The 25,639-nt window shown below is 72.9% G+C and carries 26 protein-coding genes; 17 read left to right on the top strand and 9 right to left on the bottom strand.

The window, feature by feature from the left end:
• The first annotated feature begins 155 nt into the window (after positions 1 to 155).
• A complete protein-coding gene (mmpB, locus tag ACIGXO_RS11565) occupies positions 156 to 287 on the top strand; it encodes a morphogenic membrane protein MmpB (RefSeq protein WP_263301601.1) in 132 nt (43 codons plus the stop codon).
• On the opposite strand, the gene fahA is transcribed toward mmpB, so the two are convergent.
• The 3 genes from fahA to ACIGXO_RS11580 are packed head-to-tail and all read right to left on the bottom strand — an operon-like array spanning position 258 to position 3,622.
• Entirely contained in the window at positions 258 to 1,511 is a 1,254-nt protein-coding gene (gene fahA / locus ACIGXO_RS11570; RefSeq protein ID WP_399783722.1) for a fumarylacetoacetase, read from the bottom strand. The two genes, mmpB and fahA, sit on opposite strands and share 30 nt — an antisense overlap.
• Positions 1,508 to 2,404: a hypothetical protein gene (locus ACIGXO_RS11575; RefSeq protein WP_399783725.1), complete on the bottom strand. Its 897-nt coding sequence runs from the start codon at positions 2,402 to 2,404 to the stop codon at positions 1,508 to 1,510. The genes fahA and ACIGXO_RS11575 overlap by 4 nt, the downstream gene beginning before the upstream one ends.
• A gap of 3 nt (positions 2,405 to 2,407) precedes the next feature.
• Entirely contained in the window at positions 2,408 to 3,622 is a 1,215-nt protein-coding gene (locus tag ACIGXO_RS11580; RefSeq protein WP_399783727.1) for a homogentisate 1,2-dioxygenase, read from the bottom strand.
• A gap of 192 nt (positions 3,623 to 3,814) precedes the next feature.
• Here ACIGXO_RS11580 and ACIGXO_RS11585 point away from each other — a divergent pair, with 192 nt between their 5' ends.
• Together ACIGXO_RS11585 and ACIGXO_RS11590 are read left to right on the top strand one after the other, a co-directional pair.
• A complete protein-coding gene (locus ACIGXO_RS11585; RefSeq protein WP_399783730.1) occupies positions 3,815 to 4,510 on the top strand; it encodes an IclR family transcriptional regulator in 696 nt (231 codons plus the stop codon).
• A gap of 211 nt (positions 4,511 to 4,721) precedes the next feature.
• Entirely contained in the window at positions 4,722 to 5,327 is a 606-nt protein-coding gene (locus ACIGXO_RS11590; protein WP_399783733.1) for a Maf family protein, read from the top strand.
• A gap of 103 nt (positions 5,328 to 5,430) precedes the next feature.
• Here ACIGXO_RS11590 and ACIGXO_RS11595 read toward each other — a convergent pair whose 3' ends face one another.
• Positions 5,431 to 5,886, bottom strand: coding sequence for a hypothetical protein (locus ACIGXO_RS11595; RefSeq protein WP_399783736.1), 456 nt, complete (start codon positions 5,884 to 5,886; stop codon positions 5,431 to 5,433).
• A gap of 407 nt (positions 5,887 to 6,293) precedes the next feature.
• Here ACIGXO_RS11595 and ACIGXO_RS11600 point away from each other — a divergent pair, with 407 nt between their 5' ends.
• Both ACIGXO_RS11600 and ACIGXO_RS11605 read left to right on the top strand, forming a co-directional pair.
• Positions 6,294 to 8,066, top strand: coding sequence for an acetyl/propionyl/methylcrotonyl-CoA carboxylase subunit alpha (locus tag ACIGXO_RS11600; protein ID WP_399783738.1), 1,773 nt, complete (start codon positions 6,294 to 6,296; stop codon positions 8,064 to 8,066).
• Positions 8,067 to 8,254: 188 nt separating this feature from the next.
• The gene (locus tag ACIGXO_RS11605; protein ID WP_399783907.1) at positions 8,255 to 8,806 is read left to right on the top strand and encodes a TetR/AcrR family transcriptional regulator; all 552 of its coding nucleotides are present in this window, start codon (positions 8,255 to 8,257) and stop codon (positions 8,804 to 8,806) included.
• 61 nt (positions 8,807 to 8,867) lie between these two features.
• Here ACIGXO_RS11605 and ACIGXO_RS11610 read toward each other — a convergent pair whose 3' ends face one another.
• Positions 8,868 to 9,857 carry a DeoR/GlpR family DNA-binding transcription regulator gene (locus tag ACIGXO_RS11610; protein ID WP_399783741.1) on the bottom strand — a complete coding sequence of 330 codons (990 nt, stop codon included), beginning with the start codon at positions 9,855 to 9,857 and terminating at the stop codon, positions 8,868 to 8,870.
• Between the two features lie 134 nt (positions 9,858 to 9,991).
• On the bottom strand, positions 9,992 to 11,428 hold the full coding sequence (locus ACIGXO_RS11615; protein WP_399783744.1) for an NAD(P)H-quinone dehydrogenase: 1,437 nt from the start codon (positions 11,426 to 11,428) through the stop codon (positions 9,992 to 9,994).
• Positions 11,429 to 11,655: 227 nt separating this feature from the next.
• On the opposite strand from ACIGXO_RS11615, the gene ACIGXO_RS11620 reads away from it, so the two are divergent.
• The 3 genes from ACIGXO_RS11620 (at position 11,656) to ACIGXO_RS11630 (ending at position 14,878) form a co-directional block, all read left to right on the top strand.
• Entirely contained in the window at positions 11,656 to 12,093 is a 438-nt protein-coding gene (locus ACIGXO_RS11620; RefSeq protein WP_030254019.1) for a gamma-glutamylcyclotransferase, read from the top strand.
• A 105-nt stretch (positions 12,094 to 12,198) separates the two neighbouring features.
• The gene (locus tag ACIGXO_RS11625; protein WP_399783747.1) at positions 12,199 to 13,020 is read left to right on the top strand and encodes a purine-nucleoside phosphorylase; all 822 of its coding nucleotides are present in this window, start codon (positions 12,199 to 12,201) and stop codon (positions 13,018 to 13,020) included.
• Between the two features lie 184 nt (positions 13,021 to 13,204).
• Positions 13,205 to 14,878 carry a phospho-sugar mutase gene (locus ACIGXO_RS11630; protein WP_399783750.1) on the top strand — a complete coding sequence of 558 codons (1,674 nt, stop codon included), beginning with the start codon at positions 13,205 to 13,207 and terminating at the stop codon, positions 14,876 to 14,878.
• Positions 14,879 to 15,134: 256 nt separating this feature from the next.
• On the opposite strand, the gene ACIGXO_RS11635 is transcribed toward ACIGXO_RS11630, so the two are convergent.
• Entirely contained in the window at positions 15,135 to 15,752 is a 618-nt protein-coding gene (locus ACIGXO_RS11635; protein WP_399783754.1) for a PH domain-containing protein, read from the bottom strand.
• A gap of 118 nt (positions 15,753 to 15,870) precedes the next feature.
• Between ACIGXO_RS11635 and deoC the strand changes: the two genes are divergently transcribed.
• Genes deoC through ACIGXO_RS11650 form a run of 3 tightly spaced genes read left to right on the top strand, consistent with a single transcriptional unit; the run spans position 15,871 to position 19,161 of the window.
• Positions 15,871 to 16,866, top strand: a complete 996-nt coding sequence (gene deoC, locus ACIGXO_RS11640) for a deoxyribose-phosphate aldolase (RefSeq protein WP_399783910.1) — start codon at positions 15,871 to 15,873, stop codon at positions 16,864 to 16,866.
• Positions 16,867 to 16,871: 5 nt separating this feature from the next.
• Positions 16,872 to 18,302, top strand: a complete 1,431-nt coding sequence (locus ACIGXO_RS11645; protein ID WP_399783757.1) for an aldehyde dehydrogenase family protein — start codon at positions 16,872 to 16,874, stop codon at positions 18,300 to 18,302.
• Positions 18,295 to 19,161: an aldehyde dehydrogenase family protein gene (locus tag ACIGXO_RS11650; RefSeq protein WP_399783760.1), complete on the top strand. Its 867-nt coding sequence runs from the start codon at positions 18,295 to 18,297 to the stop codon at positions 19,159 to 19,161. The genes ACIGXO_RS11645 and ACIGXO_RS11650 overlap by 8 nt, the downstream gene beginning before the upstream one ends.
• Positions 19,162 to 19,239: 78 nt before the next feature.
• On the opposite strand, the gene ACIGXO_RS11655 is transcribed toward ACIGXO_RS11650, so the two are convergent.
• Complete coding sequence (locus ACIGXO_RS11655; RefSeq protein ID WP_399783762.1) at positions 19,240 to 19,650, bottom strand: hypothetical protein; 411 nt, start codon at positions 19,648 to 19,650, stop codon at positions 19,240 to 19,242.
• Between the two features lie 172 nt (positions 19,651 to 19,822).
• On the opposite strand from ACIGXO_RS11655, the gene ACIGXO_RS11660 reads away from it, so the two are divergent.
• Positions 19,823 to 20,449 (top strand): uridine kinase, encoded by a 627-nt coding sequence (locus tag ACIGXO_RS11660; RefSeq protein ID WP_399783765.1) that lies wholly within the window; start codon positions 19,823 to 19,825, stop codon positions 20,447 to 20,449.
• A 205-nt stretch (positions 20,450 to 20,654) separates the two neighbouring features.
• On the opposite strand, the gene ACIGXO_RS11665 is transcribed toward ACIGXO_RS11660, so the two are convergent.
• Entirely contained in the window at positions 20,655 to 21,431 is a 777-nt protein-coding gene (locus ACIGXO_RS11665) for a SigE family RNA polymerase sigma factor (RefSeq protein ID WP_399783767.1), read from the bottom strand.
• A gap of 253 nt (positions 21,432 to 21,684) precedes the next feature.
• On the opposite strand from ACIGXO_RS11665, the gene afsQ1 reads away from it, so the two are divergent.
• The 5 genes from afsQ1 (at position 21,685) to ACIGXO_RS11690 (ending at position 25,477) form a co-directional block, all read left to right on the top strand.
• On the top strand, positions 21,685 to 22,362 hold the full coding sequence (gene afsQ1 / locus ACIGXO_RS11670) for a two-component system response regulator AfsQ1 (RefSeq protein ID WP_131124765.1): 678 nt from the start codon (positions 21,685 to 21,687) through the stop codon (positions 22,360 to 22,362).
• The gene (locus ACIGXO_RS11675; RefSeq protein WP_399783913.1) at positions 22,260 to 23,924 is read left to right on the top strand and encodes a sensor histidine kinase; all 1,665 of its coding nucleotides are present in this window, start codon (positions 22,260 to 22,262) and stop codon (positions 23,922 to 23,924) included. Before afsQ1 ends, ACIGXO_RS11675 begins: the two co-directional genes overlap by 103 nt.
• Positions 23,921 to 24,565: a hypothetical protein gene (locus ACIGXO_RS11680; RefSeq protein ID WP_399783770.1), complete on the top strand. Its 645-nt coding sequence runs from the start codon at positions 23,921 to 23,923 to the stop codon at positions 24,563 to 24,565. Before ACIGXO_RS11675 ends, ACIGXO_RS11680 begins: the two co-directional genes overlap by 4 nt.
• Positions 24,566 to 24,690: 125 nt before the next feature.
• Positions 24,691 to 25,197 carry a VanZ family protein gene (locus tag ACIGXO_RS11685; protein WP_399783773.1) on the top strand — a complete coding sequence of 169 codons (507 nt, stop codon included), beginning with the start codon at positions 24,691 to 24,693 and terminating at the stop codon, positions 25,195 to 25,197.
• A 76-nt stretch (positions 25,198 to 25,273) separates the two neighbouring features.
• Complete coding sequence (locus tag ACIGXO_RS11690; RefSeq protein WP_030625222.1) at positions 25,274 to 25,477, top strand: PspC domain-containing protein; 204 nt, start codon at positions 25,274 to 25,276, stop codon at positions 25,475 to 25,477.
• Positions 25,478 to 25,639: the final 162 nt, after the last annotated feature.

Consider the following 25,639-nt stretch of genomic DNA (forward strand, 5'->3'; position numbering starts at 1 on the left):
CGCCCCCGCCCCCCCCCGCCCCCCCCCCCACCCCCCCCCCCCCCCCCGCCCGCGGGGGCCCCCCCCCCCCCCCCCCCGCCCCCCCCCCCGGGCGGCCCCGCCCCCCCCCCCCCCCCCCCCCCCCCCCCCGCGCCGAGAGGCGCACGATCGGAAGCATGCTGTGGTCCGATCCGTCCGACGATCCCTCCGAGGAGCTGCGCAAGGCCGAGGCCATGCTCCGTCGGGCCGGCATCGTGCTGGCGGTCGCCGCGGTGCTTTTACTGCTGCTGCTCGGCCTGTCCGGCTGAGCCGGCCGCGTCGCGCGCCGGCTCGACCGTGCCGCTGACCTCCCCGAACCCGATCCGGACACCGTCCCGGCCCGGCGCTGTGGCGCGGAGGGTGACGGTGTCGCCGTCGGCCAAGTAGGCGCGGGTGGAGCCGTCGGCGAGCTTGACCGGTTCGGTGCCGTTCCAGCCCAGTTCGAGGAACGAGCCGCGCTGGTCCGGCTCCGGGCCCGAGACCGTGCCGGAGGCGTAGAAATCGCCGGTGCGCAGGCTCGCGCCGTTGACCGTCATATGGGCGAGCATCTGGGCGGCCGTCCAGTACATGGTGCGGAACGGCGGCCGGGAGACCACCTCGCCGTTGCACGCCACCTCGATCGCCAGGTCCAGGCCCCACGGCTCGTCCGTCCGCAGGTACGGCAGCGGCTCCGGGTCCTGTGCCGGCGGCGCCACCCGCGCCGCCTCCAGCGCCTCCAGCGGCACCACCCACGGGGACACCGAGGTCGCGAAGGACTTGCCGAGGAACGGCCCGAGCGGCACGTACTCCCATGCCTGGATGTCCCGCGCGCTCCAGTCGTTGACCAGGACGACGCCGAAGACATGGTCGGCGAAGTCCGCGGCGGACACCGGACGGCCCAGCTCGGACGGCGTGCCGACGACGAAGCCGACCTCCGCCTCGATGTCCAGCCGCACCGACGGGCCGAAGCTTGGCGCCTCGGCGTCCGGGGCCTTGCGCTGGCCGCAGGGCCGCACGACCGGGGTGCCGGAGACGACGACGGTGCCGGAGCGGCCGTGGTAACCGATGGGCAGGTGCTTCCAGTTCGGGGTGAGCGGCGGCTGCGTGGGGCGGAAGACCCGGCCGACGTTGGACGCGTGGTGCTCGGAGGCGTAGAAGTCGACGTAATCGGCGACCTCGAACGGCAGGTGCAGGGACACCTCGGCGCGCGGGACCAGATGCGGCTCGACGGCCGCGCGGTGCGCCTCGTCCGTCAGCAGCTCGGTCAGCCGGGCCCGCACCGCCCGCCACGCCTCCCGGCCGCGCGCCATGAACGGGTTCAGGCTCGGTGCCGCGAAGTCCTCCGCGTGCGGCAGCCCGGCGTCCGCGCCGAGCCGCGACAGGTCCAGGACGTGCTCGCCGATCGCCACACCGGCCCGCGGCGGCTCCCCCGCACGGGAGAAGATCCCGTACGGCAGGTTCTGCACGGGGAAGTCGGAGTGCTCCGGTACGGGCACCCAGGATCGGGTCGTCATGCGTCCAGCTCCCTGTCGGTGGGGGTGTTCGGGTAGGGGTCCGGGCCGGTCAGGCCCATGGCCCGCAGGTCTTCCAGCGGTTCGCTCGTACTGCACGAGCCGTACCCCGTGAACACCGCGCGGGTACGCGCGGCGAGGGCCGGGGTCACCGCGCGGGCCTCGGCGGCCAGCGCGACGGGATCGGTGGACCGCAGCACGGCCTCGACGCCGTCGGGCGCGGCGCCGTCCGCCGCCCGGCAGACCGCCAGCAGCAGATTGAGGAACCCGTGGTGGGTGAAGCCGGTGCGCGCGTCGCGGTACCGCACGGCGTGGTGCAGCCCGGCGGTGGCCTTGAAGGGCAGCCCGCGCCGCACGCACGCGGACACGAACACCGCCAGGTGCTCGGTCGCGGGGAACAGCTCGGCGCGCACGCCGCCGCAGCGGACCTTGGCGGCGAGCCCGGCGGTCCCCAGCTCGTCGAGGGCTGCCTCCCAGCCTTCCGTGAGCGGGATCTCGACGTACTGGGGGAAGCCGGGCGGCGGCCCGTACGGCAGGTTCTTCAGCGCGTCGGCGGCCTTCCGGACGGCCGTCACCAGGTCGGGCGCCTCCGGGAGCGGCCCCTCCAGGGAAACCAGCCGCAGCCGGCCGTCGGCGGCGATCAGGCGGTGCGCCTCGACCAGCGCGCCCCACTCCAGCGGGCTGATCAGCCCCAACCGGAACCGGTCGGCGTCGTCCAGCGCCGCCGACAGCTCCGCCAGCCGCCCCGCCGGGCACAGGAACCGGTGGCTGAGCCGGGGATCGCCGGCCGCCGCGTCGGCGCGGTGCCGGGCGACCGCGGCGGCCATCTCCAGTTGCTCGGGCGGGAACAGCCCGGCATCGTCCACGAGCCGTTCGTACAACGCGGATACGGTCATCGCTCACGCCTCCAGAGGTCCGTGGCCACCGGCCCACGTCCAGGCATACCCCTGATCCTCGCAGGCGGTACCGCCCTCACCGAGGCCGAGCGGGCGGAAGGTGTCGACCATGACGGCCAGTTCGTCGAAGAACTCGACGCCGATGCTGCGCTCGTAGGCGCCGGGCTGCGGGCCGTGCGCATGCCCGCCCGGGTGCAGCGACACCGAGCCCTGCCCGATGCCGGAGCCCTTGCGCGCCTCGTAGTCGCCGCCGCAGTAGAACATGACCTCGTCGGAGTCGACGTTGGAGTGGTAGTACGGCACGGGGATCGACAGCGGGTGGTAGTCGACCTTCCGCGGCACGAAGTTGCAGATCACGAAGTTGTGCCCCTCGAAGACCTGGTGAACGGGCGGCGGCTGGTGCACCCGCCCCGTCAGCGGCTCGAAGTCGTGGATGCTGAAGGCGTACGGGTACAGACAGCCGTCCCAGCCCACCACATCGAAGGGGTGGGTGGGGTACGTCAGCACGGTTCCGGCCAGGCCGCCGGGCCCCGGCCCACGGTGCTTGACGAGGACCTCCACCGCCCCCTCCGCCTCGCTGAGCAGCGGCCCTTCGGGTCCGCGCAGATCGCGCTCGCAGTACGGAGCGTGCTCCAGCAGCTGCCCGTACCGGGACAGATAGCGGGCCGGCGGGGCGATATGACTGTTCGCCTCGATGCAGTACGCGCGCAGCGGCGCGTCTCCGGTGGGCACCCAGCGGTGGGTGGTGGCGCGCGGGATGACGAGGTAGTCGCCGGGCCGCGCGTCCAGCACACCGAAGACGGTCTCCAGCCGGGCCGTACCGCTCTCGACGTACACGCACTCGTCGCCGACGCCGTTGCGGTACAGCGGCGAGGCCGCGCCCGCGACGACGTAACCGATCCGTACGTCCTCGTTGCCGAGCACCAGGCGGCGGCCGGTGACGGCGTCCGTGGCGGCCGGGTCGGCGGCCCCGAAGAGCGACGGCAGCTTCAGGTGCCGGGGCTTGAGGGGGTGGTTGGCGACGGTGGTGAGGTCGGGCAGCTCCCAGGCGCGGCTGCCGGTGATCGCCGAGGGGATCGCCCGGTGGTAGAGCAGCGAGGAGTCCGAGGAGAAGCCCTCCTCGCCCATCAGCTCCTCGTAGTACAGGCCGCCGTCGGGGCCGCGGTGCTGGGTGTGCCGCTTGGCCGGGACGTCACCGGCGCGGCGGTAGTACGGCATGGGGTCGAGCGCCCCCTCCTCGCGCCCAGGGCGCGTGCAAATAACGGACACTGCTCACTGATATCCGAACGCGTCATTGACTGTGGCCGCGCCCTCAACGCCTGTCAAGAGCCCGCCGCCCGGCCCGCCGACCCGGCCCCGACGGCATGGAAGACTGACGCGGGAAACGCCCACGGAGGGGAGACCGCGCAGGTGGGAACGAGTGAGCCGCGACCCGCCGACGGGTCCCAGACGCTGGAACGCGGCCTGCGCGCGCTCCGCCTGATCGCCGGCGCACCGCACGGCATGACCGCGACCGAGCTCGCCGGCGAACTGGGCGTGCACCGCTCGGTCGCGTACCGCCTGCTGACCTCCCTGGTACGCCAGCACTTCGCGGTACGGGACGACGAGGCGCGCTACCGGGTGGGCGCCGACCTGGTCGGGCTCGCCGAACAGGTGCGGCCGCGACTGCGGGAGGTCGCCGAACAGGTGCTGCGCCGGCTCGCCGACGAGCTGGAGGCGACCGCCTGCCTGGTCGTGCGCGACGACGACGCGGCGGTGGCCGTCACGGTCGTCGAACCCGCCACCCGCGGCCCGCGCTTCTCCTACCGCGTCGGCAACCGCGACCCCCTGGACCGCGGCGCGGCCGGCATCGCCCTGCTCGCGGGCGGCCCGCCGGCGGACGGCGAACCGGCCCGGGTCACCGAGGCCCGGGAGCGCGGATACGCGCTCACCGCGGGCGAGGTGGTGCCGGGCACCTTCGCGGTCGCGGCACCGATCCGCACCACCCACCCCGACGGCCCGGCCGGCATCAACCTCATCACCCACCGCCAGGACATCGCCGAGGCCGCCGTCGCCCCGGTCACGGCCGCCGCCGAGGAAATCTCGGCCCGCCTGCTCCACCACTGAAGCCCGGCTGCTCCACCACTGAAGAACGACCCGGTTACCTCTCCTCGGTTACCTCTCCTCACGCAGGGTAACAATTGAGGAACCAATCACTCTCCGTGTTCGTTGCCGGAACAGGAAGAAGGAGGCGCCCCCGGCAGGCACAACAGGCCACCCCGCAGGCACCACAGGCTCACCCCCTCGGCCTACGGTCCTTCGGCCTACGATGACCCGCATGACCGAACAGCCCCGCCGCCTCGTGCTCGCCTCCCAGTCCCCCGCCCGACTCGGCCTCCTGCGGCAGGCCGGCCTGGCCCCCGAGGTCATCGTCAGCGGCGTGGACGAGGACGCGATCACCGCCGACACCCCGGGCGAGCTGGCCCGCGTACTGGCCGAGGCCAAGGCCGACGCCGTGGCCCGGCGCACCGAGGCCGCCGGCGCCCTGGTCATCGGCTGCGACTCCGTACTGGAGCTGGACGGGCGCGCGCTGGGCAAGCCGGCCGACGCCGAGGACGCCACGGCACGCTGGAAGTCGATGCGCGGCCGGTCGGGCGTGCTGCAGACCGGGCACTGCTTCATCGACACGGAGAGCGGCCGCCGGGTCTCGGCGACCGCCGCCACCACGGTCCGCTTCGGCGAGCCGTCCGACGCGGAGATCGCCGCCTACGTGGCGAGCGGCGAACCGCTGTACGTCGCGGGCGCCTTCACCCTCGACGGCCGCTCGGCCCCCTTCATCGACGGCATCGACGGCGACCCGGGCAACGTCATCGGCCTGTCCCTGCCGCTGCTCCGCCGCCTGCTGGGGGAGTTGGGGATCCAGATCACCGATCTGTGGGCGTGAGCGGGCCGCTGGCTTGTGGGCGTGAGCGGGCCGCTGGCCTGCGTGGCGGACTAGGCCGCCGGGGAGGGCTCCGCGCCCGGCGTGTCCGGCGCGTCCGGCTCGGCTAGGCCGCCGGGGAGGGCTCCGCGCCCGGCGCGTCCGGCTCGGCGGGCCGTGGCGCGGGCCGCGGCTCCCCGTACGCCACCAGGGTGAAGATGAGCAGGCCGAGGGTGACCATCGCGCCGGCGAACGCGGCCCAGCCGACCAGGCCGACCGTGAACGCGCCGACCACGCCGTGGATCACCGCGCAGCTGATGAGGACGGCGCGCGCGAAGCCGCCGGGCGCGCGGTCCCGGACCGCGCAGCGCAGCGCGAGGTACGCGCAGAACAGCAGATAGAACCCGAAGACGAGGCCGCCGATCCAGGCCCCGGTGGACATCGCGTGGGTCTTGAGACCCGCCATCGACATCTGCTGCCTGTCGACGAAGACGCTCAGGATCCAGTTGAGCAGCGCGATCCCGGCCGCTTCCAGGACCAGTACCACCGCCGTCACCACGGCCACCGGCCTGCGTGCCGCCACCGCACCCACCCACTTCCGCTGTTGTCCGGCGCGTTTTCGCGCCTGTTACCGCCAGTACAGAAGACGGGTGCACGCTACTGCTGGGTAATAGCCAGGACAAGAGGCGTGCGGCACCGGGTCTTCCCGGGCGTCACACCCGACACCCACCCGGCAAAGTTTCGTTCCGTCATTCGTAGGGTCTCCACAAAGAAACCGCGTCGTACGGAAGTCGGGCCCACCGAGACCTTGCCCACATCAGATCTCCGTCGTACGCCCGGGATTCCGGGCATACCCTGGGGATGCAGGGGACTTCGGCGGGTGGCTCACGCCGGACACACGCGCTTTGTGGGGAAGCTCACCCCCAGGGCCGACTCGGCACGTGGTGTCGTCAGTCCCTAAACTCAGCTTGTTTCGAGGAGGGAGCCATCGTGCGCAAGGTGCTCATCGCCAACCGTGGCGAAATCGCTGTCCGCGTGGCCCGGGCATGCCGGGACGCCGGAATCGGGAGCGTAGCCGTCTACGCCGACCCGGACCGGGACGCTCTGCACGTCCGTGCCGCGGATGAGGCATACGCCCTGGGCGGTGACACTCCTGCCACCAGCTACCTGGACATCGCCAAGGTCCTTGCGGCCGCCGCCGATTCGGGCGCGGACGCCATCCACCCCGGCTACGGCTTCCTCTCCGAGAACGCCGAATTCGCCCAGGCCGTCCTCGACGCCGGGCTGATCTGGATCGGCCCGCCCCCGCAGGCGATTCGCGACCTGGGCGACAAGGTCGCCGCCCGCCACATCGCCCAGCGCGCCGGCGCCCCGCTGGTCGCCGGCACCAAAGACCCGGTCTCCGGCGCCGAGGAGGTCGTGGCCTTCGCCGAGGAGCACGGCCTGCCCATCGCCATCAAGGCCGCCTTCGGCGGCGGCGGCCGCGGCCTCAAAGTCGCCCGCACCCTCGAAGAAGTCCCCGAGCTCTACGACTCCGCGGTCCGCGAGGCGGTCGCCGCCTTCGGCCGCGGCGAGTGCTTCGTCGAGCGCTACCTGGATCGCCCGCGGCATGTGGAGACCCAGTGCCTGGCGGACAAGCACGGCAACGTCGTCGTCGTATCGACGCGGGACTGCTCGCTGCAGCGCCGCCACCAGAAGCTCGTCGAAGAAGCCCCGGCGCCGTTCCTGACGGCCGAGCAGAACGCCGAGCTCTACCGCGCCTCCAAGGCCATCCTCAAGGAGGCCGGTTACGAGGGCGCCGGGACGTGTGAGTTCCTGGTCGGCCAGGACGGCACGATCTCCTTCCTGGAGGTCAACACCCGCCTCCAGGTGGAGCACCCGGTCACCGAGGAGGTCACCGGCCTGGACCTGGTCCGGGAGATGTTCCGCATCGCCGACGGCGAGGAGCTGGGCTACGACGACCCGCCCGTGCGCGGCCACTCCTTCGAGTTCCGCATCAACGGCGAGGACCCCGGCCGCAACTTCCTCCCCGCCCCCGGCACCGTCACCAAGTTCGAGGCCCCCGCCGGCCCCGGCGTCCGCCTGGACGCCGGCGTCGAGTCCGGCTCGGTCATCGGCCCGGCCTGGGACTCCCTGCTCGCCAAGCTCATCGTCACCGGCGCCACCCGCCAGCAGGCCCTGCAGCGCGCCGCCCGCGCGCTGAACGAGTTCACCGTCGAGGGCATGGCCACCGCCATCCCCTTCCACCAGACGGTCGTGAAGGACCCGGCGTTCGCGCCGGAGCTGACCGGCTCCAGCGAGCCGTTCCAGGTCCACACCCGCTGGATCGAGACCGAGTTCGTCAACGACATCAAGCCGTTCGCCGCGCCGGGCGCGGACGAGGCCGAGGCCGAGGCCGGCCGCGAGACCGTCGTGGTCGAGGTCGGCGGCAAGCGCCTGGAGGTCTCCCTGCCCTCCTCGCTGGGCATGTCGCTGGCCCGCACCGGGCTGGCCGCCGGCGCCAAGCCCAAGCGCAAGGCGGCCAAGAAGTCCGGCTCCGCCGCCTCCGGCGATGCCCTCGCCTCGCCCATGCAGGGCACCATCGTCAAGATCGCGGTCGAGGAGGGCCAGGAGGTCAAGGAGGGCGACCTGGTCGTCGTCCTGGAGGCCATGAAGATGGAGCAGCCGCTGAACGCGCACCGCTCCGGCACCGTCAAGGGCCTGACCGCCGAGGTCGGTGCCTCCCTCACCGCTGGCGCCGTCATCTGCGAGATCAAGGACTGACGAGATCAAGGACTGAACGGACGGCCGGTCCGGTCGGCCGGTCCGAGAGGCTCCCGCACCCACAGGTGCCGGGAGCCTCTCCCGTAACCGGGGGCACTCGCGTCATACGGACAGTGGCATCCTGGACCCATCACACAGGGAGGACGGCGATGTCGACCGACACGGCGCAGGACGCGGCCGTACGCCCCATGCGTGCCGACGCCCGCCGGAATTACGAACGGCTGCTGGCGGAGGCCCGTACGGCCTTCACCGAGCGCGGCACGGACACCTCGCTGGAGGACATCGCGCGCCGCGCCGGCGTCGGGATCGGGACGCTCTACCGCCACTTCCCCAACCGGACCGCGCTGATGGGCGCCGTCTTCCAGGGGGAGGTGGACGCCCTGCTGTCCCGCGCGCGGGAGCTGGGGGACGCGCCGCAGCCCTGCGCGGCGCTCGTGGAGTGGCTGCGCGCGATCATCACGCACGCCAGTACCTACCGCGGCCTGTCGCGCGCGCTGATGGCGGCGCCGGCCGACGAGAGCTCCGGGCTGGCGCGGTGCAGCCGGCCGATGCGCGAGGCGGGCGGTGTGCTGCTCACGCGCGCCCAGGAGACCGGCGCCGTGCGTCCGGATGTGGACATCCGCGACCTGATGCAGCTGACCAATGGCATCGCGCTGGCCGCCGAGGAGTCGCCGGACGACCCGGAGCTGGCCGACCGGCTGCTGACTCTCACGCTGACCGGCCTGAAGGCCGGCCGGTGAGTGACGGCGTACGAACCCTGCTGTGTGTGCTGAGCGGCTGGGACCCCGCGGTTCCCAGTGCTCAGCGCCTGCGCGGTGCCAGGTCGGCGACCCGGCCGCCCTGCGGATCGGCGGTCAGTGCGGCCGAGCGCAGCTGTGGCGCGGCGCCGGGCCCCGCCGTCGGATGACTGCGGCGCTGGCCGGGCAGTGGTACCTCCCTTCTCGGCCCCCGGCGGTCGGCCGCCGGGGTGCCCTCCGCGCCTCCCTGGCCCTGGGCTGCCGCGGTCGCGGCCCCGCCGGCGACGGTGATCTGTACGCCCTGGTCGGCCAGGGCCTGCAGTTCGGTCGCGGCACGGTCGTCGTGGCCGGGCGGCTCGTCGGTCACCAGGCGGGTGATGACGTCGGTCGGCACGGTCTGGAACATGGTGTCCGTGCCGAGCTTGGTGTGGTCGGCGAGGACCACCACCTCCGCCGCCGCCTGCACCAGCGCTCTGTCGACGCTGGCGGAGAGCATGTTGGAGGTGGAGAGTCCGCGCTCGGCGGTCAGGCCGCTGCCCGACAGGAAGGCACGGGAGACCCGCAGTCCCTGGAGGGACTGCTCGGCGCCGCTGCCGACCAGCGCGTAGTTGGAGCCCCGGAGCGTGCCGCCGGTCATCACGACCTCGACGCGGTTGGCGTGCGCCAGGGCCTGGGCGACCAGCAGGGAGTTGGTCACCACGGTCAGGCCCGGGACCCGGGCGAGCCGGCGGGCCAGCTCCTGTGTGGTCGTCCCCGCGCCGACGACGATGGCCTCGCCTTCTTCGACGAAGCCCGCGGCGAGATCGGCGATGGCCGTTTTCTCCGCGGTTGCTAGATGGGATTTCTGCGGAAAGCCGGATTCGCGGGTGAAGCCACCCGGCAGCACCGCACCGCCGTGCCGGCGGTCGAGCAGTCCTTCTGCCTCCAGTGCCCGCACATCCCGCCGTACGGTCACTTCTGAGGTCTGGACGACGCGGGCGAGCTCACGGAGCGAAACCGCTCCGTTCGCTCGCACCATTTCAAGGATCAATTGGCGACGTTCTGCAGCGAACACGAAACTGACAGTAACGCCAACGACCGTCTGTTTTCAGCAGGTTGCACCAATTATCGGAAGTTGTTCGTCTGCGGTACCCGCGAGTGATATAGGGCGGGCGTCCGTGCGAATGTGTTCGCGACGGACGCCCGGACTCACTCCCCGGCGGTCTTCCGCGTGTGCAACTGCCGTGCGACCTCGGCTATCGAGCCGGAAAGGGAGGGGTAGACCGTGAAGGCGCTGGCGATCTGCTCGACCGTCAGGTTGTTGTCGACCGCGATCGATATCGGATGAATCAGTTCGCTCGCGCGCGGTGATACGACCACACCGCCCACGACGATGCCCGTACCGGGACGGCAGAAGAGCTTGACGAAGCCGTCGCGGATGCCCTGCATCTTGGCGCGCGGGTTGCGCAGCAGCGGCAGCTTCACGACCCGGGCGTCGATCTTGCCGTTGTCGACATCGGCCTGGCTGTAACCGACCGTGGCGATCTCCGGGTCGGTGAAGACGTTCGCGGAGACCGTCCTGAGGTTCAGCGGGGCCACCGCGTCGCCGAGGAAGTGGTACATCGCGATCCGGCCCTGCATGGCCGCGACGGAGGCGAGCGCGAAGACGCCGGTGCAGTCGCCGGCCGCGTACACGCCGGGGGCCGAGGTGCGGGAGACCTTGTCGGTCCAGATGTGGCCGGAGTCCTTGAGCTTCACGCCGGCCTCTTCCAGGCCGACGCCCTCGGTGTTCGGGATCGAGCCGACGGCCATCAGGCAGTGCGTGCCGGAGATCGTCCGACCATCCGAAAGAGTGACTTCGACGCGGTCGCCGACGCGCTTGGCGGAGGCGGCGCGGGAGCGGGACATCACGTTCATGCCGCGGCGGCGGAAGACGTCCTCCAGGACGGCGGCGGCGTCCGGGTCCTCGCCCGGGAGCACGCGGTCGCGGGAGGAGACGAGGGTGACGCGGGAGCCGAGGGCCTGGTAGGCGCCGGCGAACTCGGCACCGGTCACACCGGAGCCGACCACGATGAGCTCCTCGGGGAGCTCGTCCAGGTCGTAGACCTGCGTCCAGTTCAGGATGCGCTCGCCGTCGGGCAGCGCGTCGGGGATCTCGCGGGGGTGCGCGCCGGTCGCGATCAGTACGGCGTCGGCGGTGAGCGTCTCCTCCGTGCCGTCGGCGGCGGTCACCGTGACCTTGCGGGAGCCGTCCGTGGCCTGGCCCGGCTCCAGCCGGCCGCGGCCGCGCACGACCCGGCCGCCCGCTCGGGTGACGGAGGCGGTGATGTCGTGGGACTGGGCGAGCGCGAGGCGCTTCACACGGCGGTTGACCTTGCCGAGGTCCACGCCGACGACGCGCGCGGGGCGGTCGATGTGCGGGGTGTCGTCCTCGACGATGATGCCGAGCTCTTCGTACGACGAGTCGAAGGTGGTCATCACCTCGGCCGTCGCGATCAGAGTCTTCGACGGTACGCAGTCGGTGAGCACCGAGGCGCCGCCGAGGCCGTCACAGTCGACGACGGTCACCTCCGCGCCGAGCTGGGCGCCCACCAGCGCTGCTTCGTAGCCGCCGGGTCCGCCACCGATGATCACGATCCGGGTCAAGGGATTACGCCTCGCGCTCTCGTTTCCGGCCCACCCAGCGCGTTCCGGCCGGGGGTCCGGGGGTCGCCCCCCGGGGGGATGCAGTACGTACTCCATTGTCCCGCACGCTCCTCCCGCGGTCAGCGCGGGGGCCGCCGTACGGACCGCGCGCCTCATGAGCGCAGGCCGGACGCCGTGGCCCCGGCGGATCCACGGGACCCGGCCCGCGCTCCCGTACTCTCTGAGCCATGTCGCTCTACGCCGCCTACGCCGGCAACCTCGACGCGCGGCTGATGTCCCGCCGCGCTCCCCACTCACCACTGCGCGGCACCGGCTGGCTGAACGGCTGGCGGCTCACCTTCGGCGGGGAGCAGATGGGCTGGGAGGGCGCGCTCGCCACGCTGGTGGAGGCGCCGCGCTCGCAGGTCTTCGTCGCGCTGTACGACATCGCTCCGATGGACGAGGAGTCGATGGACCGCTGGGAGGGCGTCGGAATGGACATATACCGCCGGATGCGGGTGCGGGTGCACACCCTGGACGGCGATGAGGCCGCCTGGCTGTACGTGCTGAACGGGTACGAGGGCGGGCTGCCCTCCGCCCGGTACCTCGGTGAGATCGCCGACGCCGCGGAATCGGCAGGGGCGCCCCACGACTATGTGATGGAGCTGCGGAAACGGCCCTGCTGAGGGGCTGACGGGGCCCGGTTCATAGGAAGACACGAAGGGGACCGCCGCAGGTCCGTGACGAGACACATCTACGCGCGTAGGCGATTACCGGCTACCCTCGTCCGCGTGAACGCATCAGTTACCCCGGACCTGGCGAGCGACCCCCGTACCGCCGCCGCCGACGCCGCCGACCGCCTCCGCGAGCTGACCGGCGCCGAGACCCACGACGTTGCCCTGGTCATGGGCTCCGGCTGGGCCCCGGCCGCCGAGGCGCTGGGCGAGCCCGAGCACGAATTCCTCGTCACCGAACTGCCGGGCTTCCCGCCCCCGGCCGTGGAGGGCCACGGCGGCAAGATCCGCTCGTACGCCCTCGGCGACAAGCGCGCACTGGTCTTCCTCGGCCGGACGCATTACTACGAGGGCCGCGGAGTGGCGGCGGTCTCGCACGGCGTCCGTACCGCCGTGGCCGCCGGCTGCAAGACGGTCGTGCTCACCAACGGCTGCGGCGGCCTGCGCGAGGGCATGCGCCCCGGCCAGCCGGTCCTCATCAGCGACCACCTGAACCTCACCGCCACCTCCCCCATCGTCGGCGCGAACTTCGTCGACCTGACCGACCTGTACTCGCCGCGGCTGCGCGCGCTGTGCAAGGAGGTCGACCCGACCCTGGAAGAGGGCGTCTACGCCCAGTTCCCCGGGCCGCACTACGAGACCCCCGCCGAGATCCGCATGGTCCGCACGCTCGGTGCCGACCTGGTCGGCATGTCCACCGTGCTGGAGGCCATCGCCGCACGTGAGGCGGGTGCCGAGGTGCTGGGCCTGTCCCTGGTCACCAACCTCGCCGCGGGCATGACCGGCGAGCCGCTCAACCACGAAGAGGTGCTCCAGGCCGGCCGCGACTCCGCGACCCGCATGGGCAGCCTGCTCGGCCAGGTGCTCGGCAAGATCTGATCCGGCGGTACGGAACCGGCCGCCGCGGCCGGTTCCCGCCGTCCGCGCCGGGCGCGGGGTATGCCCGGGAAGGGAACCGGGGCGCACGCCGGCCCGTCCGTAGGGCACGCACGCCCCGGCCCCGTACCGCACCCGCACCGCACCCACAGGCACCCCTCACGCACCCACAGGCAGGAGCATCACCGTGGCAACCGTCCCCGAGGAGCTGGCCGGCCGGGCGAAGGTCTGGCTGGCCGAGGACCCCGACCCGGAGACCCGCGAAGAGCTGGCCAAGCTCATCGAGACCGAGGACACCGACGAGCTGGCCGAGCGGTTCGCCGGCACCCTGCAGTTCGGCACCGCGGGGCTCCGCGGCGAGCTGGGCGCCGGCCCGATGCGGATGAACCGCGCCGTCGTCATCCGCGCCGCCGCCGGGCTCGCCGCGTACCTCAAGGACCAGGGCCAGGGTGACGGCCTGGTCGTCATCGGCTACGACGCGCGCCACAAGAGCGCCGACTTCGCCCGGGACACCGCCGCGGTGATGACCGGCGCCGGGCTGAAGGCCGCGCTGCTGCCCCGCCCGCTGCCCACCCCGGTACTCGCCTTCGCGATCCGGCACCTGGGCGCGGTGGCCGGCGTCGAGGTCACCGCCAGCCACAACCCGCCCCGCGACAACGGCTACAAGGTCTACCTCGGCGACGGCTCGCAGATCGTGCCGCCCGCCGACGGCGAGATCGCGGCCCGCATCGCCGCGGTCGGCCCGCTCACCGACGTCCCGCGCCCCGAGGACGGCTGGGACGTGCTCGGCGAGGACGTCCTGCGGGCGTACCTGGCCCGTACGGAGGCGGTCCTGACCCCCGGCTCGCCGCGGGACACCCGCGTCGTCTACACGCCGATGCACGGCGTCGGCCGCGACGTCCTGGTGGCCGCCTTCGAGCGGGCCGGATTCCCGGCGCCGGTCGTGGTGGCCGAGCAGGCCGAGCCCGACCCGGACTTCCCGACGGTCGCGTTCCCGAACCCCGAGGAGCCGGGGGCGATGGACCTGGCCTTCGAGACGGCCCGTACGGCCGCTCAGGCCCCGGACATCGTCATCGCCAACGACCCGGACGCGGACCGCTGCGCCGTCGCCGTACCGGCCCCGGGGACGCCCTCCGGCTGGCGGATGCTGCGCGGTGACGAGGTCGGCGCGCTGCTCGCCGCCCATGTGGTCGGCTCGGGCGCGCAGGGCACGCTCGCCACGACGATCGTCTCCTCCTCGCTGCTCTCCCGGATCGCCGCGGCGGCCGGCCTGCCGTACACGGAGACGCTGACCGGCTTCAAGTGGCTGGCCCGCGTCGACGGCCTGCGGTACGCCTTCGAGGAGGCGCTGGGCTACGCGGTGGACCCGGCCGGGGTGCGGGACAAGGACGGCATCACGGCGGCGCTGCTGATCACCGAGCTCGCGGCCGTCCTCAAGCGGGACGGGCGCACGCTGACCGACCTGCTGGACGACCTGGCCGTGGAGCACGGGCTGCACGCCACGGACCAGCTCTCCGTACGGGTCGAGGACCTGTCCGTCATCGCCGACGCGATGCGCCGGCTGCGCGAGCAGCCGCCGGCCGCGCTCGGCGGGCTCACGGTGGCCGCGGCCGAGGACCTGTCGCGGGGCACGGAGACGCTGCCGCCGACCGACGGCCTGCGGTACACCCTGTCGGGTGCGGGGTCCGTCGCCTCGGGCCGGGTCGTCGTCCGCCCCAGCGGCACCGAGCCGAAGCTCAAGTGCTACCTGGAGGCCGTGGTCCCGGTGACGTCCCGGGACGGGCTCCCGGAGGCGCGGGTCGCCGCGGAGGCGGCGCTTTCCGCGGTGAAGGGCGACCTGGCGGCCGCGGCCGGGCTCTGACCGCCGGTGGGGGGGCGGAGCGGGGTTTTTCCCCGTCCCCGCCCCTTCCCGAAACCGGGGCCTGCGCCCCGGCCCCCTGATCGCCCTGACGGGCTCGTCCTCAAACGCCGGACGGGCTTGTTCTGCCGGCCCGTGGCCCGACAGCAGCGCGCTTTTCAGGCGCGCCCTTCAGGGGCGCGGGGAACTGCGCGCCCGGCCACGACGGCGCGGCACCCGGGGTCCGGACAGCACCGCCCACCCCCGGCCCCGCCGTTCGCTACAGCGCGGCGAGCAGCACGAGCGCGACCCCGCCGACCACGATCGGCGCGATGACCTCGTACGACCAGCGGACCGTGACGGGCCCCTGAGCCGTTTCCCGGTCGGCGTTGCGCTCGCGCAACTCCCGCAGCTCGTCCAGCGCCCGGTCCGCCGACGCACGCCGCACCTCGACCGGCTCATCGCCGCGCCCAGCCGCCCCCGCGGCCTTCGCCGAGGCGCGGTTCGCCCGCTTGCGCTGCCGCAGCGAGACCGGGATCGACCACAGCTGGTACTTCTTGTCGCCCGCGAACACCTCGCAGGAGAAGGACGCGCGCAGGTCGTCCACCGAGGCCCAGGGCAGCACGATCGTGCGGAAGGGATTCCGTACGGTGAGCCGGTCCTCGTTCGCGCGGACCACGGGCCGCAGCGTGAACGCGGTCACCAGCGGCACGGCGAACAGCAGCCCGGACGCCCCCAGCAGGCGGGTGCGCCCGGTGCCGTGCACCAGCGCGTCGATGCCCAGCCAGGCGAGCAGCGCGAGCAGCAGGACGCCGCCGACGAGGGCGGCGGGCGACCGGTAACTGCGGTCCGCGTAGGGCTGCGTGGGCGTACTGGAGGAGTTGTCCGGGCTCGTCATAGGGGCGATTGTGCCCGAGAGTCCGGCATTCGGACGTTGCGGTCCGGCATCGATGCATCACCGCCCCACGGCGGGGGTGTCCTGTCACTACGCGCGTAGATATGCTCCCCTCGTGACCATGCCCACCACTGTTCCCGCATACGGCAAGGAAGCCGCGGGGCGTCTGGCGTCGATGGCGGACGTGACCGCCAACGACGGTGCGCTGCGCCGCTTCCTCCACGGCCTCCCGGGCGTCGACGCCGTCGGGCTGCAAGCCCGCGCCGCCGCGCTCGGCACCCGCTCGATCAAGAACACGGCGAAGGCGTACGCCATCGACCTCGCCATCTCGATGATCGACCTGACGACGCTCGAAGGCGCCGACACCCCGGGCAAGGTCCGGGCCCTGTGCGCCAAGGGCGTCAGCCCCGATCCCACGGACCGCACCGTGCCCAAGGTCGCCGCGATCTGCGTGTACCCGGACATGGTGGCGACCGCCAAGGACGCGCTGGGCGCCTCCGGCATCCACGTCGCGTCCGTGGCCACCGCGTTCCCCGCGGGCCGCGCCGCGCTGCCGGTGAAGCTCGCCGACACCCGGGACGCGGTCGCGGCCGGCGCCGACGAGATCGACATGGTGATCGACCGGGGCGCGTTCCTCTCCGGCCGGTACCTGGAGGTCTTCGAGGAGATCCGGGCCGTCAAGGAGGCGTGCGTCCGCGCGGACGGCAGCGCGGCGCACCTCAAGGTCATCTTCGAGACCGGTGAGCTCCAGACGTACGACAACGTCCGCCGCGTCTCCTGGCTCGCGATGCTCGCGGGCGCCGACTTCATCAAGACCTCCACCGGCAAGGTCGGCGTCAACGCCACTCCCCCGGTCACCCTGCTGATGCTGGAGGCCGTCCGCGACTTCCACGCCCAGCTCGGCGTGCAGGTCGGCGTGAAGCCGGCCGGCGGCATCCGCACGTCCAAGGACGCGATCAAGTACCTGGTCATGGTCAACGAGACGCTGGGCGAGGAGTGGCTGACCGCGGACTGGTTCCGGTTCGGCGCCTCCAGCCTCCTCAACGACCTGCTGATGCAGCGCCAGAAGCTCGGTACCGGCCGCTACTCCGGCCCCGACTACGTGACGGTGGACTGATCGCCATGACTTTTGAGTACGCACCCGCGCCGGAGTCGCGCGCGGTCGTCGACATCGCGCCGTCGTACGGCCTGTTCATCGACGGCGAGTTCGCCGAGGCGGCCGACGGCAAGGTCTTCAAGACCGTCTCGCCCGCGAACGAGGAGGTCCTCTCCGAGGTCGCGCAGGCCGGTGCCGCCGACGTCGAGCGCGCGGTGAAGGCCGCGCGCAAGGCGTTCGAGAAGTGGTCGGCGCTGCCCGGTGCCGAGCGCGCCAAGTACCTCTTCCGCATCGCGCGGCTGATCCAGGAGCGCTCGCGCGAGCTGGCGGTGCTGGAGTCGCTGGACAACGGCAAGCCGATCAAGGAGTCCCGCGACGCCGACCTGCCGCTGGTCGCCGCGCACTTCTTCTACTACGCGGGCTGGGCGGACAAGCTCGGCCACGCGGGCCTGGGCCCGGACCCGAAGCCGCTGGGCGTGGCCGGGCAGGTCATCCCCTGGAACTTCCCGCTGCTGATGCTGGCGTGGAAGATCGCCCCGGCGCTGGCCTGCGGTAACACGGTCGTCCTGAAGCCCGCCGAGACCACCCCGCTCTCCGCGCTCTTCTTCGCGGACATCTGCCGCCAGGCCGGGCTGCCCAAGGGCGTCGTCAACATCCTGACCGGCGACGGCTCCACCGGCGCCGAGCTGGTCGCGCACCCGGACGTCAACAAGGTCGCCTTCACCGGCTCCACCGAGGTCGGCAAGGCCATCGCGCGTACGGTCGCGGGGACGGACAAGAAGCTCACCCTGGAGCTGGGCGGCAAAGCCGCGAACATCGTCTTCGACGACGCGCCGCTCGACCAGGCCGTCGAGGGCATCGTCAACGGCATCTTCTTCAACCAGGGCCACGTCTGCTGCGCGGGCTCCCGGCTGCTGGTCCAGGAGTCGGTCCAGGACGAGGTGCTGGACGCGCTCAAGCGCCGGATGCAGACGCTGCGGGTCGGCGACCCGCTGGACAAGAACACCGACATCGGCGCGATCAACTCCGCCGAGCAGCTCGGCCGCATCAAGGAGCTGGCCGCGGCGGGCGAGGCGGAGGGCGCCGAGCGCTGGGCGCCGGCCTGCGAACTGCCCGGCGAGGGGTACTGGTTCGCGCCGACCCTCTTCACCGGCGTCACGCAGGCGCACCGGATCGCCCGCGAGGAGATCTTCGGACCGGTGCTGTCGGTGCTGACCTTCCGTACGCCGGAGGAGGCCGTGGCCAAGGCGAACAACACGCCGTACGGCCTGTCGGCGGGCATCTGGACCGAGAAGGGCTCCCGCAGCCTCTGGATGGCGGGCAAGCTGCGCGCGGGCGTCGTCTGGTCCAACACGTTCAACAAGTTCGACCCGGCCTCGCCGTTCGGCGGCTACAAGGAGTCGGGCTTCGGCCGCGAGGGCGGCCGGCACGGTCTGGAGGCGTACCTCAATGTCTGAACGGCTCTCCGTCCTCAAGACCTACAAGCTGTACGTCGGGGGCAAGTTCCCCCGGTCCGAGAGCGGACGGGTGTACGAAGTGACGGACTCTAAGGGGAAGTGGCTGGCCAACGCGCCCCTCTCCTCCCGCAAGGACGCCCGCGATGCGGTGGTCGCGGCCCGTAAGGCGTTCGGCGGCTGGTCGGGCGCCACCGCGTACAACCGCGGCCAGATCCTGTACCGGATCGCCGAGATGCTGGAGGGCCGCCGCGAGCAGTTCACCGCGGAGGTCGCGGACGCCGAGGGGCTCTCGAAGTCCAAGGCGGCGGCGCAGGTGGACGCGGCGATCGACCGCTGGGTCTGGTACGCGGGCTGGTCCGACAAGATCGCCCAGATCGCGGGCGGCGCCAACCCGGTCGCGGGACCGTACTTCAACCTCTCCACCCCGGAGCCGACCGGTGTGGTGGCCGTCCTCGCGCCGCAGGAGTCCTCGTTCCTGGGGCTCGTGTCGGTGATCGCGCCGGCGATCGTCACCGGTAACACCGTCGTGGTGGTGGCGAGCGAGAAGGCGCCGCTCCCCGCTCTGTCGCTCGGCGAGGTGCTGGCCACGTCCGACCTGCCGGGCGGCGTGGTGAACGTGCTGTCGGGCCGTACGGCGGAGATCGCCGGGCCGCTGGCCGCGCACCAGGACGTCAACGCGATCGACCTCGCGGGCGTGTCCGGCGACGCGGCGGAGGCGACCGCGCTGGAGACGGCGGCCGCGGACAACCTGAAGCGCGTTCTGCGTCCACAGGCTGTGGACTGGGCCGCCGACCCCGGCACCGGCCGCATGCTGGCCTTCCTGGAGACCAAGACGGTCTGGCACCCGATGGGCGTCTGAGAACGCCGCACAGCGCACGTGAGGCGCCCGCAGCCGTACGCACGGACGGCTGCGGGCGCCCTTCGCGTACTGCCCGCCCTAGCCCGGCAGGCCCTGCGCCAGCTGGCCCACGACGGGCAGCTGGGCCAGCGACGCGCCGCTGGCCAGCGGCGCCGTCAGCACCGCCGTACTGATCGGCTTGAAGTCGGCGATCTGGGTGCCGACGGCGTTGTTCAGCGGGTCGCTGCCGGTGCCCGCGAGGGGGTTCAGGCGGAGGTTCTTGACCGTGCCCAGGCCGCTGGCGGTGGCCTGCTGCAGCGCGCCGACCGTGGACTTCGTGGCCGCCCGGATGTCCTCCAGGCTCGCCGGGTCGGACTTCCCGTCGGCGGCGGTGGCGGACGGCGCGCCGGCGGCGAGTGCGGCGCCCGCCACGGACACCGCCAGCCCGGCGCGCAGCAGCAGCCCGCGCGCGGTGCGGCGCTGGTGGAGAGGACGTGCGTGAGAGGCCATGAGCACCTGCCTGTGGATCGCGTGGCGGCGGCGATGCCGACCGCCGCACCGCCGCCGGTGTCCTGATCGTACGTAATGGGTCGGATGCGCAGAGTAGTTGACGGATGTGTCCACATTCCACCTTGTGCGGCCGGGGTAGCTCACACGGGCGAATGCGGGACAATGAGTGCCCGTGAGCTTTCTCCTCGGTGCACCGTCCGCCCGCGTCATCCTGCTGACCGGCCCCTCCGGCTCCGGAAAGTCCTCCCTCGCCGCCCGCACCGGCCTGCCCGTGCTGCGCCTGGACGACTTCTACAAGGAGGGCACGGACGCCTCCCTGCCGCAGCTCCCGGACGGCGGCGGCGCCGACTGGGACTCGCCGCTCTCGTGGGACGCGGCCGCCGCGCTCGCGGCCGTCGAGGAGCTGTGCCGTACGGGCCGCACGGCCGTCCCCGAGTACGACCTCGCCAGCAGTTCCCGGGTCGGCGAGGGCAAGCTGGAGCTGGCGGGGGCGCCGCTCTTCATCGCCGAGGGCATCTTCGCGGCGGAGATCGTCGCCGGCTGCCGGGCGGCGGGAGTACTGGCCGACGCGCTGTGCCTGCGCGGCAGGGCCACCACGACCTTCCGGCGACGGCTCCTGCGGGACCTGCGCGAGGCCCGCAAGCCCGCGGGGTATCTGGTGCGCCGGGGGCTGCGGCTGCTGCGCGCCGAGCGGTCCGTGGTGGCGCGGCAGACGGCCCTGGGCGCGTACGCCTGCGCGAAGCCCGAGGCGCTGGCCCGGATAGCCGCGGCGGACGCCACCGGCGCACGGGCGGCATGAAGCGCGGGCGGCATGAAGCGCGGGCGGCATGAAGCGGGCGGCGTGAACCGGAAAACAGAGGCGGACAGCATGAAAGAGCGGGAATCGGCAGACCCCCCGGCTGCCGGTTCCCGCTCTTTCTTCCCCCGTGTCCCCCTGCGGTCCCCCGTCTTCCCCGCTTTTCCCCGTCTTCCCCCGTCTTCCCGGCCCCCCTCGGGCCGGTCCCTCAGGCCACCAGCTCGCCGAAGGACTCCTGCTGGTCACGGCCGAAGCTGAGGACGTCGTCCTCGCGCAGCCGCCGCAGCGAACGCCAGATGCTCGACTTCACCGTGCCGACGCTGATGTTCAGTATGTCGGCGATCTCCGGGTCCGTCCGGCCCTCGTAGTAGCGCAGGACGAGCATCGTGCGCTGCGTCTCGGGCAGCTTGACCAGCGCCTGCCACAGCACGGCGCGCAGCTCGGTGCCGCGCATCGCGTCGTGGTCGCCTGCCGTCTCCGGCAGCTCCTCGGTCGGGTACTCGTTCAGCTTCCGCCGACGCCAGGCACTGATGTGCAGGTTGGTCATCGTGCGGCGCAGGTACCCGCCGACCGCCCCCTTGTCGCTGATCCGGTCCCACGCCCGGTAGGTCGAGAACAGCGCGCTCTGCAGCAGGTCCTCGGCCTCGTGACGGTCACCGGTCAGGTGGTAGGCAGTGGCGTACAGGGAGGCGCGGCGCTCCTGGACGTAGGCGGTGAACTCGGCTTCGCTGTCCACCGCCGGCGACGCGGCGCTCCGCTCCTCCGTGGCCTCCCCGTACGCGCTTCCCCCGTCGGTCCCCCGGTCGTTTCCCCCCACGACGGTGTCAACGGCCTCGACCGGCGTCACGAAGAACGCCTGCCGCTGACGCCCGGTGCCGCGAGCGCACCCCCGCCCGATCGCGGCACCGGACTTCTCCCCGGCCCGTACGACGTCGTGGAGCCGCGTGATTACTGCGCTGTTGGCGGTGCTGTGCAGTGTGTTCATCTCGCGCCCCCCGTCGGTAGAGCCGGCTCGTTCATCCACGTCCCCGGGCCGTCTTTCCCACCCGGTGCCAGAAACTCTGCCGCGGCAGTTTCATCGCGTTGTCCGCCGACTGTCACAGCCCTGTCACAGGGGGCCGCGCGAGGTTCACAGCGCCCGCTTCGGGCGTACGCCGGTGCAGGTGGGGCGCCTGCGAGGCGGTGCGCGGGACGCCGTCGGTCGAAGTCCGGCCGTGCCATGCGCCAGAATGGCGCACGTGCCTTTCCTGTTGCTGATCGAGGACGACGACGCCATCCGCACGGCCCTCGAACTCTCGCTGTCCCGCCAGGGTCACCGTGTGGTGACCGCGGCGACGGGCGAGGACGGCCTGAAACTGCTGCGTGAGCAGCGCCCCGACCTGATCGTCCTGGACGTGATGCTGCCGGGGATCGACGGTTTCGAGGTGTGCCGGCGGATCCGCCGTACGGACCAACTGCCCATCATCCTGCTGACCGCACGCAACGACGACATCGATGTGGTCGTCGGACTGGAGTCCGGCGCGGACGACTATGTCGTCAAGCCGGTGCAGGGGCGGGTGCTGGACGCCCGCATCCGGGCGGTGCTGCGCCGCGGCGAACGCGAGTCGAGCGATTCGGCGACATTCGGGTCGCTGGTCATCGACCGTTCGGCGATGACCGTCACCAAGAACGGCGAGGATCTGCAACTGACGCCGACCGAGCTGCGGTTGCTGCTGGAGCTGAGCCGCCGGCCCGGGCAGGCGCTGTCCAGACAGCAGCTGCTCCGCCTGGTGTGGGAGCACGACTACCTCGGCGACTCGCGCCTGGTGGACGCCTGCGTACAGCGGCTGCGCGCCAAGGTGGAGGACGTGCCGTCCTCCCCGACGCTGATCCGCACGGTCCGCGGGGTCGGTTACCGGCTGGACACTCCGCAGTGAGCGAACCGGCCCCGGGCCGGCTGCGCGGCGTCGCCTCGGGCCTGCTGCGCTGGACGAGCCTGCGGCTGCGGCTGGTCGTGGTCTTCGCGCTGGTGGCGCTGACCGCGGCGGTCTCGGCGTCCGGCATCGCGTACTGGCTCAACCGCAACACCGTGCTGGACCGCACGCAGAACGCCGCGCTGAAGGACTTCCGCACCCAGCTCGCGGAGCGCACGCGGTCGCTGCCGCTCCACCCGGCCTGCGAGGAACTGCGGGACGCCGCGCGCCAGATGGCCGCGGGCCCGCAGAACTACGCGGTCCTGCTGATCGCCGAGGACAGCGCGGGCAAGCCATGCGCCGCCACCACCGACAAGGACCTGCTCAACCTCACGACCGTGCCGAAGTCGCTGCAGAAGGCCGTGGAGCAGCGCCGGCCGGTGGACGCGTCGAACAAGGCGGCGTACCACCTGTACTGGCAGCGGCAGGAGATCGACGACGGCCCGTACTTCGTGGCCGGGGCGAAGATGATCGGCGGCGGCCCGACCGGCTACATGCTGAAGTCGCTGGCCACCGAGCGGCAGGATCTCAACTCCCTCGCCTGGTCACTGGGGGTGGCGACGCTGCTCGCGCTGGTGGGCTCGGCGCTGCTGGCGCAGGCCGCCGCGACGACCGTGCTGCGGCCCGTGCAGCGGCTCGGCACGGCCGCGCGCGAGCTGGGCGAGGGCAAGCTGGACACCCGGCTGCGGGTGACCGGCACCGACGAGCTGGCCGATCTCTCCCGTACGTTCAACCGGACCGCCGAGCGGCTGCAGCAGCGGGTGGAGGAGCTGAGTGCCCGGGAGGCGTCCTCGCGGCGGTTCGTCGCGGACATGTCGCACGAGCTGCGGACGCCGCTGACCGCGATCACGGCCGTCACGGAGGTCCTGGAGGACGAGGCCGACGCTCTGGACCCGATGATCGCGCCCGCGGTACAGCTCGTGGTCAGCGAGACCCGGCGGCTGAACGACCTGGTGGAGAACTTGATGGAGGTCACCCGCTTCGACGCGGGGACGGCGCGGCTGGTCCTGGACGACGTGGACGTCGCCGACCAGGTGACCGCGTGCATCGACGCGCGGGCCTGGCTGGACGCGGTGGAGCTGGACGCCGAGCGCGGCATTATGGCGCGGCTGGACCCGCGCCGCCTGGACGTGATCCTGGCGAACCTGATCGGCAACGCGCTCAAGCACGGCGGGTCGCCCGTGCGGGTCTCCGTGCGTACGGAGGGCGAGTGGCTGCTCGTACGCGTACGGGATCACGGGCCCGGCATCCCGGAAGAGGTGCTGCCGCACGTCTTCGACCGGTTCTACAAGGCCAGCGCCTCCCGGCCGCGGTCGGAGGGCTCGGGCCTGGGCCTGTCCATCGCCCTGGAGAACGCGCACATCCACGGCGGCGAGATCACGGCCGCCAACTCCGAGGAGGGCGGCGCGGTCTTCTCCCTGCGGCTCCCGAGGGACGCCTCACGGCTCACGGAGGACGGGGACACCGAGCGGAAGCAGCAGGACGGCGACGGCGACGGCAGCACGACCGCGGAGGGTGAGCGATGAGGCGGGCCACGGGGCGGCCGGTCCGGCGGGCCGCCGCGCTCCTGGCGCTCGCCCTCACGGCCGCCGGCTGCGGCATCCGCGGCACGTCGGTGCCGGTGGACGCGGGCGGCGCGCCCTCGCGGGTGAGCTGCCGGGCCGAGGAGCCGGCCGGGGTGCCCGAGGTGCCGGTCGGCGACCCGGTCAGGATCTACCTGGTGTGCAGCTCGGCGCTGGTACCGGTGGAGCGGACCGTGTCGCTGCCCAAGGGCGGTACGTCCGAGGACCGGCCCGAGGTGGCCCGTACGCTCCTGGACGAGCTGCGGCAGCGGCCCGCGCCCGGCGAGGAGGACGCGGGCTTCGACACGGCGGTACCGGACGACCTGACGGTCTCCGGGCCGCGCGCGGACGATCCGGACGACGCGCTGCGGCTGAACATCCGCCCCGAGGACCTGCCGTCGTTCGCGCTCGCACAGCTGGTGTGCACGTACGGGACGCGGCTGCCGGTGGACGGGAAGCGGGCGGCGGTGCTCGGCGGCCCGGACGACGCGGCCCCCCGCCGGTACGACTGCTCCGACGCCGTCCTGCGCCACCCGGACATCGCCCAGCACACCGACTGGGGCAGCCCGGTACCGGCTCCGGACGGGGCGGACGCCGAGGGCTGAGCCCGTCACCGGTCCGGCTCCCGCTGTGCCGCCGCTGTGACGTCCCGCACGGAACCGCCGCCGCCGATAGCGGCGTCTGGGCGGGTGTGCAGCGTCATGGCCCCGGCACAACGGCCGGTTTCCGTATGCGCGCCGCGGGCTTCGTCCTTCTTCTGGCGCACCTGTCGATCGTCTACTCGGTGATGCTGCGTCCACGCGCGGTGCCCTGGGTACCGGCCGCTAATCTCCGCCCCCTGGAGACGATCCGGGGCGCGCTGGCGCTGGGGCCCTGGGAGGCCGTGCACCAGCTGGGCGCCGCGGTGCTGCTGATGGCGCCGCTGGGCGTGCTGCTGCCGCTCGCGGGCGGCCGGCTGACCGCCTCGGCGCTGGGGTCCTTCACCCGTACGGTCTTCACGGGCGCGATGATCGCGTTCGCCGTCGCGGTGCTGCAGAGCACGGTGCCGGGGCGGGTGCCGGACGTGGACGTGGTGCTGCTGAACACGCTGGGGGTGGCGCTGGCGCACCTCCTGATCGTCCCCGGGGTCAGGGCCCGGCTCCGCCGCCGGGAGTACGCGGGGGCGGGGGCGACCCCGACGATCCCCAGGGTCGGTCTCGCTCCGCAGGCCGACGCCCTGTCCGGCTCGCGGACCTAGCGTGGAGTTACCGGGCCGCACCGGAAGGGCACCCCGGAAACCGAGCACCGAGCAACCGAGCAAGGAGTCGAGCCCCATGGCTGCCGCACTGGTCCGCCCCCGCAACAACAGGATGATCGCCGGAGTCTGCGCGGGTCTGGCCCGGCGCTTCGGCACGACCCCCACCACGATGCGCGTGATCTTCGTGCTGTCGTGTCTGCTGCCCGGCCCGCAGTTCCTCGTCTACCTCGCGCTGTGGATCTTCCTCCCGGCGGAGAAGAAGTACAGCGAAGCCTGGTGATCCGCGCGGCGCGCCCCTCGGTGGGCCGCGCGCCGCGGTACCCGGGCAGAGCCGCGGGGGGGGGGGGGGCGGCGGGGGGGGGGGGGGGGGGGGGGGGGGGGGGGGGGGGGCGCCCCCCCGGGGGGGGGGGGGCCCCCCCCCCCGCCGGGGGGGCGCGCCCCC

Source organism: Streptomyces sp. NPDC053542, from assembly GCF_044544685.1.
Taxonomy (GTDB): Bacteria; Actinomycetota; Actinomycetes; order Streptomycetales; family Streptomycetaceae; genus Streptomyces.